Here is a 15,621-nt window from a genome sequence, read left to right as displayed (position 1 = left end):
TGTTGGACTACGCCAGCCCCGCACCGGTCCAATTCGCCGCGTCGGACCGGAATCGTACAACCGTGGGGAGTGACCGGTGGACTCCTTCGTGCACCTGCACGTTCATACCGAGTACTCGATGCTCGACGGCGCCGCCAAGATCGCGCCGCTGTTCGCCGAGGCCCAACGGCTCGGCATGCCCGCCGTGGGCATGACCGACCACGGGAACATGTACGGCGCGGACGAGTTCTACCGGCAGTCCGTCCGGGCGGGGCTCAAGCCGGTGATCGGCATCGAGGCCTACCTCGCGCCCGAGTCGCGTTTCCACAAGAAACCGGTGTTCTGGGGGCGGCGTGGCGATGGCGGTGACGTCTCCGGCGGCGGCGCCTACACGCATATGACCATGCTCGCGGAGAACGCGACCGGCCTGCGAAATCTGTTCAAGCTGTCTTCGCTGGCCAGCTTGGAGGGCTACTACCGCAAGCCCCGGATGGATCGCGAACTCCTCGCCCGGCACCACGAAGGTGTCATCGCCACCACCGGCTGCCCGTCCGGCGAGGTGCAGACCAGGCTCCGGCTCGGCCAGCCGGACGAGGCGATCCAGGCGGCTTCGGACTATCGCGACATCTTCGGCGCGGACGGCTTCTTCCTCGAACTGATGGACCACGGTCTCCCGATCGAGCGCTCCGTGCGGGAGGGGTTGCTGGACATCGGGCGCAGGCTGGAGCTGAAGCCCCTGGCCACCAACGATTCGCATTACGTCACCCGGGATCAGGCCGCGGCGCATTCGGCACTGCTGTGCGTCCAGTCCGGCAAGACGCTCGACGATCCCGGCCGGTTCAAATTCGACGGCGACGGCTACTACCTCAAGTCCGCGGAGGAGATGCGGGAGTACTGGGACAGGGAGGTTCCGGGCGCGGCGGATTCCACGCTGCTCATCGCCGAACGGATCGAGCCTTACGACGACGTCTACCGGCACGTCGACCGGATGCCGGTCTTCGAAGTCCCCGAAGGACACGACGAGGAATCCTGGCTGCGGGAGGAGGTCGCGGCCGGGCTCCGCCGCCGTCTGCCGGACGGTGTCCCCGAGGCCTACCTCGCCCGTGCCGACTTCGAAATCGGCGTGATCGCCGACAAGGGTTTCCCGGCGTACTTCCTGATCACCGCCGACCTGATGAACCACGCCCGCCGCGTCGGCATCCGGGTCGGGCCCGGCCGAGGTTCGGCGGCCGGGTCGCTGGTGGCATACGCGCTCGGCATCACGAATCTGGACCCGATCGACCTCGGCCTGCTCTTCGAACGGTTCCTCAACCCCGAACGGGTCTCGATGCCCGACATCGACATGGACTTCGACGACCGGCGCCGCGGTGAGATGATCCGGTACGCCACCGAAAAGTACGGCGCCGAGCACGTCGCCCAGGTGATCACCTTCGGCACCATCAAGACAAAAGCGGCCATCAAGGACGCTGCACGCGTCCACTATGGACAGACTGGGTACGCGATCGCGGACCGGATCTCGAAGACGCTCCCGCCGCCTGTCGCGGCGAAGGACATCCCGCTCGCCGGAATCGTCGAGCCGGACCACGAGCGCTACGCCGAGGCGGCGGAGGTCCGCGCACTGCTGGAAAGCGACGGCGAGGCGGCCAAGATCTTCGAGACCGCGCGCGGGGTCGAAGGACTGATCCGCAACGCCGGTGTCCACGCCTGCGCCGTCATCATGTCGAGTGAACCGCTGCTCGACGCGATCCCGTTGTGGCGGCGGGACGACGGCGCGGTCATCACCGGCTGGGACTACCCGTCGTGCGAGGCCATCGGCCTGCTGAAGATGGACTTCCTCGGCCTGCGGAACCTCACCGTGATCGGCGACGCGCTCGACAACATCAAGGCCAACCGTGGCGAGGACATCGACCTCGACACGCTCGGCGTGGACGATCCGGCGACCTACGCACTGCTCGCCCGCGGCGACAGTCTCGGTGTCTTCCAGCTCGACGGCGGGGCGATGCGGGATCTGCTGCGCCGGATGGGGCCGACCGGTTTCGGCGACATCATCGCGGTGAACGCGCTGTACCGGCCGGGACCCATCGCGATGAACACGCACAACAACTACGCGGACCGCAAGAACGGCAGGCAGCCGATCGAGTCGATCCATCCCGAGCTCGCCGAGCCGCTGCGCGAAATCCTGGCCGAGACCCACGGCCTGATCGTGTACCAGGAACAGATCATGCGGATCGCGCGCGACGTCGCCGGCTATTCCATGGGCCGCGCCGACGTACTACGCAAGGCGATGGGCAAGAAGAAGAAAGAGGTGCTGGAGAAGGAGTTCGAAGGCTTCCGGGACGGCATGCTCGCCAACGGTTTCTCCCTCGCGGCCGTGCGGGCGCTTTGGGACGCGATCCTGCCGTTCGCCGGGTACGCGTTCAACAAGTCCCACGCCGCCGGCTACGGCCTGGTCGGCTATTGGACCGCGTACCTGAAGGCGAACTACCCGGCCGAGTACATGGCGGGACTGCTGACTTCGGTGGGGGACAACAAGGACAAGTCGGCGGTCTACCTCTCGGAATGCCGTCGGCTGGGGATCGAGGTGCTGCCGCCGGACGTCAACGAATCTGGGCTCCGGTTCGCCGCGGTGGGCGACGCGATCCGGTTCGGGCTGGGCGCGGTGCGCAACGTCGGTGCGAACGTCGTCGATTCGATCATCAGGACCCGGCTGGATAAGGGGAAATACGCGTCGTTCACCGACTTCCTCGACAAGTCGGAACTGGTGGCCTGCAACAAACGCGTCATCGAATCGCTGGCCAAGGCGGGCGCGTTCGACTCGCTCGGGCACACGCGGCTCTCGGTCGTGCGGGTGCACGAGGACGCGGTGGACGCCGTGGTTCCGCTGAAACGCAAGCAGGCCATGGGTCAGTTCGATCTCTTCGGGTCCGGTGAGGAACGCGAGGAGGACACCTCGCCGCTCGCGCATCTCAAGTACGGCGTCGAGGAGTGGCCGCGCAAGGAACTGCTGGCCCACGAACGGGAAATGCTCGGGCTCTACGTGTCGGCGCATCCGCTCGACGGGGCGGAACATGTCCTGCGCGCGCACGCGCCCCGGCCGATCGCGGCGATCCTCGACAATCCGCCACGCGAGGGAGAACTGGTCGTCGCCGGGCTCGTCACGTCGCTGGAACGGCGGGTGAACAAGAAAGGCGAGCCGTGGGCGATCTGCACGATCGAGGATCTGGACGCCGCGCTCGAAGTGCTGTTCTTTCCCAAGGCGTACGCGCTTTTCGCGGCGGATCTGGCCGAGGACAACGCCGTCCGCGTCAGCGGCCGGGTGAACTGGCGGGAGGACAGGATGTCCGTGTTCGGTGGCGGGCTCGTGCCGCTCGACCTTTCCGCGGGGGAACCACCGCTGACCCTGCACGCGACCGCCGAGCGGCTGACCGAGGACGCGGTCCTCGAACTGAAGCGGACTCTGCTGGTACACAAAGGACGGACGCCGGTCCGGGTGAAGCTCGCCGGGACGTGGTACGCGCTCGACGATTACCCCGTCGCCGTCAGCTCGACGCTTCTGGGTGAGCTGAAGTCCATTCCCGGCATCACGCCGCGCGCCGCCGCAACCTGAGCTGCCCGATCTCCGACACGTTCTTCATCAGTTCGGCGTTCACCCAGGCGACGGTGTGGGCGAAGGTCAGCCCCGCTTCCTCGCCGAACGGGTAGCCGGAGGGCGCGTCGAGGTCGGCGTCGGTCGAGCGGTCCAGCACGGCCAGCCATTCCTCGCGGAGGCCGCCCAGCCAGGCGACGACGGTTTCCGCGCCGGGCCAGGTGATTTCCGTGCGCTCGCGGGGAGTCCGTCCGTTCGCGTGGTCCAGTGCGACGCTCCACCACCAGCCGATATGCCAGGTGAGCCAGGCGATCGTGGGGGCCGGGACGGGATCGGGTTCGGTGTCGGCCCAGTCGGGGGTGCCGTCCGGCCGGATCGTCCAGCAGAGGGCCGCGGGCTCCCAGAGGAAGTCTCCCGGCTCCAGATCGGCGAGGTGGTACTCGAACAACGACCAGGTCAGATCGAACTGCCAGCGGGACAGCTCCGAACGCGATACGGACACGCGCCGGATCCTCCCTTCGGGGCACCGCGGTCGCAACCGGTTTACGGTGCGGGCATGAGTCCCTATGTCGCGCAACGGAACGGCCGGACGGCGACCGCCGAAGACCTGGCGCCCCTCGCCTTCGCCGGCTTCGCGCACTTCACGGCCATGCAGGTGCGTGACGGCCGGGTCCGCGGTCTCGACCTGCATCTGGACCGGCTGCGGAGCGCCTCGCTGGAGCTGTTCGGCGACGCCCTGCCGGATGATCGGATCCGCTCGTACGTGCGCGAGGCGCTGAAGTCCGGGCCCGCCGACGTCTCCCTGACCGTGACGATCCACCTGCCGGGTGACCTCGAAGTCCTGGTGCGCACCCGGCCCCCGGCTTCGGGTCCGGCGGGGCCGCTGGCGCTGACCGCCGTCGAGCACGAACGCTTCCTCCCCACCATCAAGCAAACGGGCGAGACGGCGAAGACGTACTTCCGACGGCAGGCGGTCGCCGAAGGATTCGACGACGCGGCGTTCGTCGATCGGCGGGGCAGGCTGAGCGAGGCGACGATCTGGAACCTCGCCTTCTCCGATGGCGATACGGTGGTGTGGCCCGAAGCCGCTCTGCTGCGGGGAACGACGATGGGCATCGTCCAGCGGCGTCTGGAGGGGCTCGGTGTGCCGCAACGGGTCCAGGAGGTCACCCGCGCGGACCTGCCGGGGCTCGGCGGCGCGGTGGTCATGAACTCGTGGACGCCGGGGATAGCGGTGCGCCGGATCGGCCCGGCGCCGCTGCCGGAAGCGCCGTCGTTCGTCGAGACGCTGCACCGGGCTTACGAAACAGAACCTCTCGTGCGACCTTGAAAGGGAAGAAATCGATGAAGATCCTCGTGGTCGGTGCCACCGGGACGATCGGGGCCGCGGTCTCGTCGGCTCTCACCGCGCGCGGGCACACGGTGCTCGCCGCGTCCCGCTCCGGCGAGGTCGGAGTGGACGTCGAGCAGCCCGCCACGCTCGACGCGCTCTTCGCCGCCGAGCCGGGTATCGAGCATGTCGTGTGCTGCGCGGGGAGCGGCTCGCTGGTCCCGGTCGACGGCGGGAGCGACGAAGAGTTCACGCAGGGCCTGCAAGGGAAACTGCTCGGGCAGGTGTTCCTGCTGCGGCACGCGATCCCGCATCTGCCGGACGGTGGATCGGTCACGTTGACCGCGGGCCGGATCCCGGAAACGTTGCGCGGCAGTGCTTTCGGTGTCCTGACCAACGCAGGTCTCGAAGCCTTCGTCGCCGCGGCCGCCCGCGAGCTGCCTCGCGGGCTCCGCGTCAACGCCGTCAGCCCCGGCTGGGTGCGCGAAACACTCGCGGCGCTCGGTGAACCGGAAGGCGGCACCCCGGCGGCCGACGTCGCGCGCAGCTACGTCGAGAGCGTCGAGAACGCCGACCTCACCGGACGGACGTTGACCCCGTGACCACCCATGACAAGGACAGACAGGAATTCCTCCAGCTGGCCGGGCTGGCGACGCCGATGGCGCTGCGCGTGGCGGTGACACTGGGGCTGCCGGACCGGTTGTCCGGCGACGGCGTGGCCGCCGGCGACCTGGCGGCGGAACTCGGCCAATCCCCGCTCGCGCTCGATCTGCTGCTGGGGCACCTGACCACGCTCGGCGTCCTCGAACGGACGTCGACCGGCTACCGCACCACCGAGTACGGCGCGAAACTCCGCGCCGACGCGGGAAACGGCCTCGCCGGACTGCTGGACATCAACGCCGCCGGCGGGCGGGGCGAACTGGCGTTCGTCGAGCTCGCGCACAGCATCGCCACCGGCGAGGCGGGCTACGTTCGCCGCTACGGCAAGGACTTCTGGACCGATCTCGCCGAAAATCCCCATCTCCGGGAGACGTTCGACCGGCAGATGACCCAGCGGTATCTGACGCAGGTGCCGCGATTCGTCACCGGGTTCGACTGGTCCCGCTTCGGCACGCTCGTCGACGTCGGCGGGGGTCACGGCAGCCTGCTCGCCGCGATCCTGAAGGCCAACCCGTCGATGCGCGGCCACCTCGTCGATCTCGCGCGCACCGCGGCCGCCGCCGAAGCGGCACTGCGCGAGCAGGGGCTCGGAGACCGGGTCGAGGTGAGCGCGGGGAGCTTCTTCGACCCGCTCCCGGCCGGGGCAGATGCCTATCTGCTGTCCGACATCCTCCACGACTGGGACGACGAGCACGCCCATCGCATCCTGGCCCGATGTGCCGAGGCGGCCGGCGCCGGAAGCCGGGTCCTCGTCATCGAGGCGGTCGGCGGACTCGGGGCCCAGACCGAGTGGGACCTGGTCATGCTCGTGCTCTACGGCGGCCGCGAGCGGCGTCTCGACGAGCTCCGCGAACTCGCCGCCGCGCACGGCCTGGTCTTCGACTCCATCACCACCCTGACCGAGCAGCGCAGCCTGCTGGAGTTCCACCGCGAAGATATTCCTTGACAAGAATATTCTACTGAGTGAATACTTCTCGGCATGGAGCAGATCGCAGCAGCATTGGGAGACGGAGCGAGGTGGAGCCTCGTCGAGCTTCTCGCCGAGCGGCCCCGGTCCGTCGGTGAGCTCGCCGAGCTGACCGGCCTGCGGCAACCACAGACCACCAAGCACCTGCAGACCCTCGCCCGCGCCGGGCTCGTGACGGTGTTCCCGCTCGGGCAGCGTCGCGTCTACGCGGTCGAGGCGGGTCCGCTGAAGGACCTCGAAGGACGGCTGCGGACGCTGATCACGACCATCGAGGCGAACGCGGGCGAGCGAGACGTCCTCGCGCGCTATCAGGCCGCGATCGGTGCCGACACCGAGGCCGCGAAGCAGGACCGGTGGGCGGACGGACGAGCGTTCTCGTTCGACCGTCTGCTCACCGCGCCGCGGGACGACGTCTGGCGGCACTGGGCCGAGCCCGCGCTGCTCGCGTCCTGGTGGGCGCCGCCCTCGATGACCGTCACCGACTGCGTCATCGAGCCGTGGGCCGGTGGCCGGGCCGTGCTCGACTACCGCGACGCCGAAGGGCGCTACCGGTCCGCGGGGAAGGTCCGCGCCGCGGCCGAACCCGAACACCTCGAATTCGACCTCTCGGTGCTGACCGCCGAGGGCGACACCTTCTTCACCGGTCACTACGACCTGAAGTTCACCGAGGCGCCGGGCGGGACCCGGCTCCGGCTCGACCTGCGCATCACCGAAACCACCGTCGAGGCCGTCCCCTTCATCGCCGGTATCGAAACCGGCTGGGGCCAGGTGCTCGACAACCTCGCGACCACGCTGACCCAGGAAAAGGACTGAACGACATGACGAACCACGCCGCCCGCCGCGTCACCGCCAACATCAGCCTCACCCTCGACGGCCACTACAGCGGCCCCGGCGGCCCTGGCGACATGGGCGCGATCGTCTCCTACGCCACCACCGACGTCGCCCGCGCCCACCTGGCCCGTATCCACGAAACGGCGACCACCGCGGTGCTCGGCAGACTGAACGCCGAGGGCTTCCTGGGCTTCTGGCCGACCATCGCCGCCGACGAGAACGCCGATCCCCGCGACCGGGCCTACGCGAAATGGCTCACGGACGCGGAAAAGGTGGTCTTCTCGACGACATTGTCCGAAGCACCCTGGGACCGCGCCCGCGTCGTGAACGCCCCGGCCGGCGAGGTCATCGCAGCCCTCAAGGCGAACGGGGAAGGCGACATCCTGGTCAACAGCAGCGCCAGTGTCATCAAGGCCCTGCTCGCGGACGACCTGATCGACCGGCTGTACCTGATGATCTGCCCGGAGATCACCGGCGGCGGACAGCGGCTGTTCGCCGACGGGCTGCCCGCGTCGAAGTGGTCGGTGGCTTACCAGGAGGTCGGGGAGCTGGGCGAGATGGCGCTGGTCTACGACCGGGTGCGCTGATCCGCCGGGAGGTCGTCGCCTTTCAGGTATCGCAGGCGAGCTCGCCCGAGGCCCCACTATAAGACAGGTGTGTGTACTATAGTTGGCATTCCGGTACTATAGTTGTCTGGGAGGCGGGCAAGTGGACTTGAGCAGGCCGTTGATGACGGTCACCCCAACCGTCGACGGCGACGTGCTCGCCGTCCTTGCCGGCCATGACGGCATCTTCACGACCGGGCAGTTGCATCGCCTGCTGGCCCGGCATTCGGAGGAAGGCATCCGCAAAGTGCTGCGGCGCCTGACGAAGCAGGGTGTCGTTGAGTCCGACCGAGTCGGCAACGCCTTCGCGTACCGGCTCAACCGCGACCATCTTGCGGCGGAATACATCATCGGGCTCGCCCGGATGCAGAAGACGCTCCTGGAACGCATCGAAGATCGGCTGGAGTCCTGGCAGGTCCCGCCGGTGTACGCCGCGGTCTTCGGCTCGGTGGCACGAGGCGAGATGACGGAGGACAGCGACCTTGATCTGCTGCTGATCCGGCCAGATGACGCGGATGACGACCGTTGGGAAACGCAGGTCGATGAGCTGGCGGTCGAGGTGACCCGCTGGACCGGTAACGACACGCGGCCTCTGGAGTTCACCGAAGCCGAACTCGTCGTCCACGCGTACGACGAGGCTGTTCTGCACGATGTGGCACGAGACGGACTGACGGTGGCCGGGAGCCGGGCATGGCTGACCGGACATCTGCGAAAGAGAAAAGGCTGACGTGCGGATCAGAAGATGCGACGCGAGCGTTCAACGAGGTCGTATGCACAAGGCGACCCAATTCAACGAGGCGGCGGACATGATTCGCGAACTCGCCGACGAGCACGAGGACATCGCCGACGCGTACGTGACCTTGTGCGTGCACGCCGGCATCGCGGCGTCCGACGTCATCTGCTGTGCCAGGTTGGGTGAACACGCACAGGGCGAGAACCACGACGAAGCGATCAGCTTGTTGTCTCGGGCCGACAAGGAAATCGCGAAGCACTTGAGAACTCTGCTCAAGCTGAAGACCAAGGCGGGTTACAGCCACACTCCGGCCACGGTGGACGAGTTCAAGCGTGCGGGCAGACGCTGGTCGAAGAAGCTCGCCGGGTGGCCACCGCACGCTGAGGCCACGCGTCTCGGCCCGCTTGGGGCGTACGGAGAGACTTGAACTCTCACTTGTACGAGAGCCCTTTGCCGTGTCGAATCTGCCGTCGTCGAGGTGCGCGTCCTTCTGTGTCACCTCTCAGCCCGAATGGCGGTCCGAGACGGCACTGCGGCCGGATATGCCGGGTGTCTCGTTGTCGAGTCGAGGGCGAAGGTGTTCGGCGGCTGCGTAACGGCGACCAGAGGTGGCAGCGACCTCACTCTCGACAACGTCAACATCGTGGTCGAGCAGACGGTGAATTTCGCCAGCCTCACCAACCGGAACCCGAGAGGAACCGGGACCATCCCGACGCCGCTACCGGCGAGGGCTGGACCGGGATCTATTGAACTGTCCGGCTGGGGCATCACCGCTAACTGGGCAGGAGTGTGACCCATGCCTGAGATTCGCAGCATCCTCGAGTTCCGGGGAGTGAACTCCGGAACGCGCACCGTCCCCGCGGGGGAGTTGGACGAGTACGAGTTCTATCCCGATCCCGAGTGGGACCTGGTGAGCTGGGGCGTGACCTCGCTGGACGACACGGTGAGACTCCAAACCGCCACTATCACGCCGGGCAATGACGAAGTACTCCGATTCGTCGGCCGCGTACACAACACGGATACCGTGTCGCACTCGCACCGATGGACGTTCGTCTTGGTGAAGAAGTAGTACATGGTCGACTTCGGCAAGGTCGCGGGATCAAGTGCGATCGGCGGGTCCGCTAGCTGCCGGGAGCTTCTTCGTGTTCGGGTGTGGCATATCTGTGGCACGTGCCCTGCGGGGCGGCTCCAAGCGGAGCGCGCCGTCGTAGGTCAGGCGTGCAGGGTGGGCCCGGAGAGACTCGAACTCTCACTGGCACGGACCTAAACCGTGTGCCTCTGCCAATTGGGCTACGGGCCCCCAGTACTGCCCCGAAATCGTAGCGTGCGACACGTTCGGCGTTTCTCGGCGTGGCCGATGCCACGGCGCGGGGTGGCGTCCTCTAACGTGGGCCACCAGCAAGTCCGTCGCGGCGAGGAGGACACGTGGCTCGCGATCCCGAGACCATCGAGCGTGAGATCGAGCAGGCCAGGAACGCGCTGGTGGCCACGCTCGACCAGCTGGGCACGAAGGCGAACCCCGCGAAGCTCGTGGATTCCGCGAAGACCGGTCTGCGCGCGAAGCTGGACGAGCCCAAGGTGAAGTACCCGCTCATCGGCGGGGCTGTGCTGATCGGCGTCCTGCTGATCCGCAAACTCCTGAAGTAGGTCTCAGGAGGTCTGGGCCGCCTTGGCGGGTGTCTTCGCCGGCTCGGACTTCTCCTTGGACTTCGCCTCGTCGACGGCCTTCGGGAGTTCCTTGCCCTGGGGGACCGGGGGCTTGCCGCCGGTCTTCTCCTTGGCCTTGCCGTTCGACGGCGGAGGAACCTCGAGCGGTTCGATCTCCGGGAGCGTCAGCCTCGCCGTCATGTAGGCGGCGGTGAACTCGAGCGCGCTGCCGTTCAGCAGGTGCACCACCGTCGAATGTTCCGGCGGGGACAGTTTCTCGACCAGCTGGTCGGCCCGGTCCCGTGCCGCGATGATGCCCGGCGCGCGACCGGTCAGTTCCTTGCCGGAGCCGCTGACCGTGACCTTCCAGTCGTCGTCCTCTTGGACGTACGACGCGGTGATCGGTTCGGTCATCCGCCTCACCCCTCTCCTCGCGAGCATGCGTCACTCAATGGACTTCGTCACGCCGCCGTCATGACGCCACTTTCGGGTGGTGGCGCCCCCTCCTGAGGGTGGTCGCGACTGTCCATCAGACTTTCTACAGTGTCATCGATACAGTAGGACAACTCTGTGTCACAAGACACTGGCGGCAATGTGCTCTGAGTGACGACCGAATGGCCTAATGCACGAGCATCTTCACAGTCGTTTCAGCGGGCCCTCGCCGACAGGCCCGACCAGAGGATGTCCATCGCGTATCCGGTCGCCGTTTCGGGGCTGACGTCCTCGTGCCGTTCGCACCAGATCGCGAGCCGTTCACAGGCCCCGACCACGAACTCCGCGGACGCCTCGACGCGGAGGTCGTCGGCCTGGTCGAGGTGGTCGCTCATCAGCGCGGCGATCAGGTCGGTCTGCTGGCGGCGGGTCTGCTCGATCTCGTCGGCGGCACCCGTTCCGATCAGCGCCATCTCGTGGCGGAGCAGCGACCAGGCCTGCCGCCGTTCCCGGATGAAGACGAAGAAGGCGAGCAGCCCGCGCCGCAGTGCGTCCTCGGCGGACGTCGCGCCGACGGTCGCCCGTTCGGTGACCTCGCGCAGGGCCGCCCGCGACTGCTGGATGCAGGCGAGCAGGAGCCCCTCTTTCGAGTTGAAGTACTCGTAGAGCATCGGCTTGGAGACCCCGACGCGTTCCGCGATGTCGTCCATCGACGCCGCGCTGTAGCCGCGATCGGCGAAGACTTCCTCAGCGATTTCGATCATTTGCCGCATCCGCTCTGCTCGTGGCATGCGTTTGCGCTTCGCCGTCGTCACCACAACACTCTACCGAAGGTAACCTACTTCGAGTAAGGTGAACTCCCGGTAACAGGTAATTCGAACGAGAGGTCGGGTCATGGGCAACCGCACCGAGACCGGTGTCGTCATCGTCGGAACCGGCTTCTCCGGCCTGGGCATGGCCATTCAGCTGCGGAAAGAGGGCCGCGAGGACTTCGTCATCCTGGAGAAGGCCGACGACGTGGGCGGCACGTGGCGCGACAACACCTACCCCGGCTGCGCCTGCGACATCCCCTCGCACATGTACTCGTTCTCGTTCGAGCAGAACCCCGGCTGGTCCCGCGCGTACTCGCCGCAGCCCGAGATTTGGCAGTACATGCGCGACGTCGCCGCGAAGTACGACTTGCACCGCTTCATCAGCTTCGGCCAGGAGATGACCGGAGCCCGCTGGGACGCCGACGAGAACCGCTGGCACGTCGCGTCGAAGACAGGCGACGAGTTCGTCGCGCCCGCGCTGGTCGCCGGGGTCGGCGCGCTGCATCTGCCGCAGATCCCGAAGCTGCCCGGCATCGAGCGCTTCAAGGGCCGTGCCTTCCACTCCGCGCAGTGGGAGCACGACTACGACCTCACCGGTAAGCGGGTCGCCGTGGTCGGCACCGGCGCGAGCGCGATCCAGTTCGTGCCGCGGATCGCGAAGGACGTCGCCGAGCTGACCCTCTTCCAGCGGACGCCGCCGTGGATCATGCCGAAGCCGGACCGCGAGATCCCCGAAGCGCTCCGGAAGACGTTCAGTTCGGTGCCGCTGCTGCAGCGCGCCTTCCGCGACGTTCTCTACTGGGGCCTCGAAGCCCGCGCGATCGGCTTCAACGGGCAGCCGTGGGTCATGAAGATCGGCCAGCGCATCGCGAAGCGCAACATCTTCAAGAGCGTCAAGGATCCCGAGCTGCGCCGGAAGCTGACGCCGGACTACACCATGGGCTGCAAGCGGGTCCTGGTCTCCAACGACTACTACCCGGCGCTCGCGCGGGACAACGTCGACGTCGTCACCGACGGCGTGAAGGAGGTCCGCGAGCACAGCGTCGTCGACGGCGCCGGCGTCGAGCACGAGGTCGACGCGATCATCTACGGCACCGGCTTCCACGTCACCGACGCCTTCGATGATCTGGAGATCATCGGCCGCGACGGGCGCAACCTCGGCAAGGAATGGGCGACCGAGGGGATGCGGACCTATCAGGGCATCACCGTGTCCGGGTTCCCGAACCTGTTCTTCCTGCTCGGCCCGAACACGGGGCTGGGGCACAACTCCGTGGTCTTCATGATCGAAGCGCAGATCTCGTACGTCGCGCAGGCGCTGCGGCTCGCGCGCGGCAAGGCGCTCGACCCGCGGCCGGAGGCGCAGGAGCGTTTCAACGGCGAAATCCAGCGCAAACTCGCCAAGGGCATCTGGACCCAGGGTGGCTGCAAGAGCTGGTACCTCGACGCGAAGGGCGTCAACCGCACGATCTGGCCGGGTTTCACCTGGCGGTACTGGCTCGACACCCGCAAGGTGCGCCGCGAGGACTACGAACTCCTCGGCTGAGGAAAGAGGGAGGGTCCGTGAAAGCCAAGATGGGGGGCATGGCCTTCACGGACCGGGGAATGCCGCGCTCATGAGGGGTTGAGCCGGCGAAGCCTTCCGATGAGATCGACGGTGGGGATGCCGCAGAGCTCGGCCATCCGTTCCAGCGCCGCGAAATCGAGGTGGACCTCGGCCGAGCCGTTGTCACTCGATCTCTTGAGCCGGTCGTCCGCCCACCGTCGCAGGGGGAGCAGTTCCTCCTGCTCGTCCTTGATCACCAGGCGCAGGTCGATCCGCACCCGGCCCGGTTCGTCCACGAACACCCGGCGATGCACCTTGGCCAGCAGATCCTGTGGCAGCTCGTCCATCGCGACGCACAGTTCGACCAGCCGCACCACGGAACAGTGGCGGGTGCCCAGCTCGTAGGTGGCCAGCGTCTGGAGCGAGATCTCGCTCTGCAGATGCTGGTTCAGTTCCTTGCGTGTCCAGCCACGTTTACGGCGGAGCTTGCGGAGCTCGTCTCCGAGTATCCGCTGATAGCTCTCAGCGTCGATCAGCACTCCCCATCCCCTGCCTTGCCAACCTTCTCCACCGCCCGCCCCATGTGACAAAACCCGGGACGAGCGCGCTCACGTGTATGAAAGTCGGCAGGGGCGTCGCTCTTACGCGGTTTCGGGGGTGGTTTTCCTATCGATTTTGGTCTGCTGGGCCGAATGGGTGAAGGAATGGCGGGTGGAGGGGCCGTTTCGGTGGCTTTCGCAACACCCTGAGCCTGGCTGCCAGGAGGAGCGGCGCCGCGTCAGTTGACGCAGGGCACGCCTTCGGCGGTGATCGGCTTCTCGTCGGACTGCTCGGGCGGCGGCGCCGCGGCCGACGAACCGGCGGCGTTCTGCGAGGAACCGGAGCCCTCGGCGCCGCTCGGCGCCTTGAAGTCCGAGCCGAGGAACACCGTCACGTGCCCGGCCTCCACACTCTTGTCCTCTTGGACGGTCGGGTTGCCGCCGAGTGCGTCGGCGACCGCCTGGCCCGCCGCCTTCTCACCCTTGGCGACCCAGACCACCGTCTTCTTGCGCGCGCTCGCGGTGGCCGTGTCGCCCGCTGTGAAGCCTTTGTCGACGAGCTGCTTCAGCACCGACGAGGCCAGCCCGTCCCGGTTCGTGGAGTTGCGGACGTCGACCGTGGTCGCCTTGTTCGCCGACTCGGCGGGCGGCGCCTGCTGCTGTTCGCCGGGCTGCGGGCCCGCGAGCCCCTGGACGAAGCTCTTGACCTGCTTCGGGTCGACCTGGATGGCGACGCCGTCGTTCGGGGTCTTGTACTCGATGTTGACGATCGGGATCGTCCGGAACTCGAGCTGACCGCCGGTCAGGCTCTTCATCTGCTGCGCGAACCCGAAGACGTCCCAGTTCTGGTTGAGCACGACCGACTTCTTGATGGCCGTGATCAGGTCGTTGAGCTTGCCGGGGTTCGCGAGCGTGCCCGCCGAGAGCACCTTCCGCGCCATCCCGGCCATGAACACCTGTTGCCGGACGACCCGGTCTAGGTCGCCGCGAGGCAGCCCGTGCCGCTGCCGGACGAAGCCGAGCGCCTCGACCCCGGAGATGGTGTGCGGGCCCTTGGTGAACTTCGCGCCGGAGAACTGGTCGTCGACGTCGTCGTTGAGGCAGACGTCGACCCCGCCGATGGCCTGCGTGATCTCGCTGAAGCCCAGCAGGTTGATGGCGGCGTAGTTGTCGATGGTCGAGCCGGTCAGCTGCTCGACCGTCTTGATCAGCGTCTTCGCGCCGGCCTCGTTGGCCTTCTGGTCGAGTTCCTTCGGGTCGGAGACGCCGTCTTCCTGCAGCTTCTTGCGCTCGTCGAGCATCGCGCGGGCGTAGGCGGAGTTGATCTTGTGCTTGCCGAAGCCGCCGGGGATGTCGACGTAGGAGTCGCGCGGGAGCGAGATCGCGACGGCCTTGGAACCGTCGTTCGGGATGTGCACGAAGATCAGCGAGTCGGTGTTCAGCTCGCCGTCGGCCTGGCCGGCGCGCAACTGGGCCAGCACTTCCTTCGACAGCGGGTTGCCCTGTGCGTCCGTTCGGCTGTCGAGGCCGACGAGCAGGATGTCGCGGGCGCCGTCGGCGGGCTTCTCGCCTTCGTCCGCGCCGATGCCGACGTTCGCGAAGGTCAGGCCGTCCATCGCGGCCCACGCGTACCCGGTCAGGCCCATCACCAGCAGCGAGACGAGGCCGAGGGCGATCTTGGGGCCGCGGAACGACCGTCGAGGGGCACGCTTGGGGGCCGGGCGCCTGGGCGGCGGGCCTGCGGCCTGGCGGGCACTCCGGGGCGGGGCCGGGCGGGAAGGAACGCGTCCGGGCGCGTCCTGCCTAGGCCGGGCGGGACGTCGATCCCCATACCCATTCCGAGGCGGGTACTCCACGCGGTCTGCTCCTTCTGTTCGTTACCGGTTCGACGGTCTCTTCAAGGGACGCATGGTGCCTGTTGCGGGTTGTCGCAGGATTACACATCCCCCCGAAGATG

General features: G+C 67.4%; 16 protein-coding genes and 1 tRNA gene. 11 read left to right on the top strand and 6 right to left on the bottom strand.

The features are described from left to right. Positions 1-76: 76 nt before the first annotated feature. The gene (gene dnaE, locus AVR91_RS21095) at positions 77-3,586 is read left to right on the top strand and encodes a DNA polymerase III subunit alpha (protein WP_076857393.1); all 3,510 of its coding nucleotides are present in this window, start codon (positions 77-79) and stop codon (positions 3,584-3,586) included. Here the strand turns inward: dnaE and AVR91_RS21090 are convergent. Next, on the bottom strand, positions 3,561-4,067 hold the full coding sequence (locus AVR91_RS21090; RefSeq protein WP_063272229.1) for a DinB family protein: 507 nt from the start codon (positions 4,065-4,067) through the stop codon (positions 3,561-3,563). The two genes, dnaE and AVR91_RS21090, sit on opposite strands and share 26 nt — an antisense overlap. Positions 4,068-4,121: 54 nt before the next feature. Between AVR91_RS21090 and AVR91_RS21085 the strand changes: the two genes are divergently transcribed. From AVR91_RS21085 to AVR91_RS21050, 8 genes are all read left to right on the top strand, one after another. Continuing rightward, on the top strand, positions 4,122-4,895 hold the full coding sequence (locus AVR91_RS21085; protein WP_063272230.1) for an aminotransferase class IV family protein: 774 nt from the start codon (positions 4,122-4,124) through the stop codon (positions 4,893-4,895). Between the two features lie 14 nt (positions 4,896-4,909). Continuing rightward, complete coding sequence (locus tag AVR91_RS21080; RefSeq protein WP_063272231.1) at positions 4,910-5,497, top strand: short chain dehydrogenase; 588 nt, start codon at positions 4,910-4,912, stop codon at positions 5,495-5,497. Then, complete coding sequence (locus AVR91_RS21075; protein ID WP_063272232.1) at positions 5,494-6,501, top strand: methyltransferase; 1,008 nt, start codon at positions 5,494-5,496, stop codon at positions 6,499-6,501. The genes AVR91_RS21080 and AVR91_RS21075 overlap by 4 nt, the downstream gene beginning before the upstream one ends. Positions 6,502-6,534: 33 nt before the next feature. Further along, complete coding sequence (locus tag AVR91_RS21070; protein WP_063272233.1) at positions 6,535-7,335, top strand: metalloregulator ArsR/SmtB family transcription factor; 801 nt, start codon at positions 6,535-6,537, stop codon at positions 7,333-7,335. 5 nt (positions 7,336-7,340) lie between these two features. After that, positions 7,341-7,940: a dihydrofolate reductase family protein gene (locus AVR91_RS21065; RefSeq protein ID WP_063272234.1), complete on the top strand. Its 600-nt coding sequence runs from the start codon at positions 7,341-7,343 to the stop codon at positions 7,938-7,940. A gap of 142 nt (positions 7,941-8,082) precedes the next feature. Next, the gene (locus AVR91_RS21060) at positions 8,083-8,685 is read left to right on the top strand and encodes a nucleotidyltransferase domain-containing protein (RefSeq protein WP_083737677.1); all 603 of its coding nucleotides are present in this window, start codon (positions 8,083-8,085) and stop codon (positions 8,683-8,685) included. Between the two features lie 43 nt (positions 8,686-8,728). Continuing rightward, on the top strand, positions 8,729-9,118 hold the full coding sequence (locus tag AVR91_RS21055) for a hypothetical protein (protein WP_063823107.1): 390 nt from the start codon (positions 8,729-8,731) through the stop codon (positions 9,116-9,118). 369 nt (positions 9,119-9,487) lie between these two features. Next, on the top strand, positions 9,488-9,760 hold the full coding sequence (locus AVR91_RS21050; protein WP_063272236.1) for a hypothetical protein: 273 nt from the start codon (positions 9,488-9,490) through the stop codon (positions 9,758-9,760). 157 nt (positions 9,761-9,917) lie between these two features. Here AVR91_RS21050 and AVR91_RS21045 read toward each other — a convergent pair. Continuing rightward, positions 9,918-9,991 (bottom strand) — tRNA-Leu (locus AVR91_RS21045). Between the two features lie 125 nt (positions 9,992-10,116). Between AVR91_RS21045 and AVR91_RS21040 the strand changes: the two genes are divergently transcribed. Continuing rightward, positions 10,117-10,338, top strand: coding sequence for a DUF3618 domain-containing protein (locus AVR91_RS21040; RefSeq protein ID WP_005165704.1), 222 nt, complete (start codon positions 10,117-10,119; stop codon positions 10,336-10,338). A 3-nt stretch (positions 10,339-10,341) separates the two neighbouring features. Here the strand turns inward: AVR91_RS21040 and AVR91_RS21035 are convergent, their stop codons facing one another. Together AVR91_RS21035 and AVR91_RS21030 are read right to left on the bottom strand one after the other, a co-directional pair. After that, a complete protein-coding gene (locus tag AVR91_RS21035; RefSeq protein ID WP_199749982.1) occupies positions 10,342-10,752 on the bottom strand; it encodes a hypothetical protein in 411 nt (136 codons plus the stop codon). A 233-nt stretch (positions 10,753-10,985) separates the two neighbouring features. Continuing rightward, a complete protein-coding gene (locus AVR91_RS21030; RefSeq protein ID WP_063272237.1) occupies positions 10,986-11,543 on the bottom strand; it encodes a TetR/AcrR family transcriptional regulator in 558 nt (185 codons plus the stop codon). A 121-nt stretch (positions 11,544-11,664) separates the two neighbouring features. On the opposite strand from AVR91_RS21030, the gene AVR91_RS21025 reads away from it, so the two are divergent. Next, positions 11,665-13,125 (top strand): flavin-containing monooxygenase, encoded by a 1,461-nt coding sequence (locus tag AVR91_RS21025; protein WP_063272238.1) that lies wholly within the window; start codon positions 11,665-11,667, stop codon positions 13,123-13,125. A 68-nt stretch (positions 13,126-13,193) separates the two neighbouring features. Here AVR91_RS21025 and AVR91_RS21020 read toward each other — a convergent pair whose 3' ends face one another. Together AVR91_RS21020 and AVR91_RS21015 are read right to left on the bottom strand one after the other, a co-directional pair. Then, positions 13,194-13,664 carry a helix-turn-helix domain-containing protein gene (locus AVR91_RS21020; RefSeq protein ID WP_016336752.1) on the bottom strand — a complete coding sequence of 157 codons (471 nt, stop codon included), beginning with the start codon at positions 13,662-13,664 and terminating at the stop codon, positions 13,194-13,196. Positions 13,665-13,903: 239 nt separating this feature from the next. Beyond that, positions 13,904-15,520 carry an LCP family protein gene (locus AVR91_RS21015; protein WP_063272239.1) on the bottom strand — a complete coding sequence of 539 codons (1,617 nt, stop codon included), beginning with the start codon at positions 15,518-15,520 and terminating at the stop codon, positions 13,904-13,906. Positions 15,521-15,621 lie beyond the last annotated feature (101 nt).

The organism is Amycolatopsis keratiniphila subsp. keratiniphila (assembly GCF_001620365.2).
Taxonomy (GTDB): domain Bacteria; phylum Actinomycetota; class Actinomycetes; order Mycobacteriales; family Pseudonocardiaceae; genus Amycolatopsis; species Amycolatopsis keratiniphila.
This window is presented reverse-complemented; position numbering and strand designations above follow the sequence as displayed.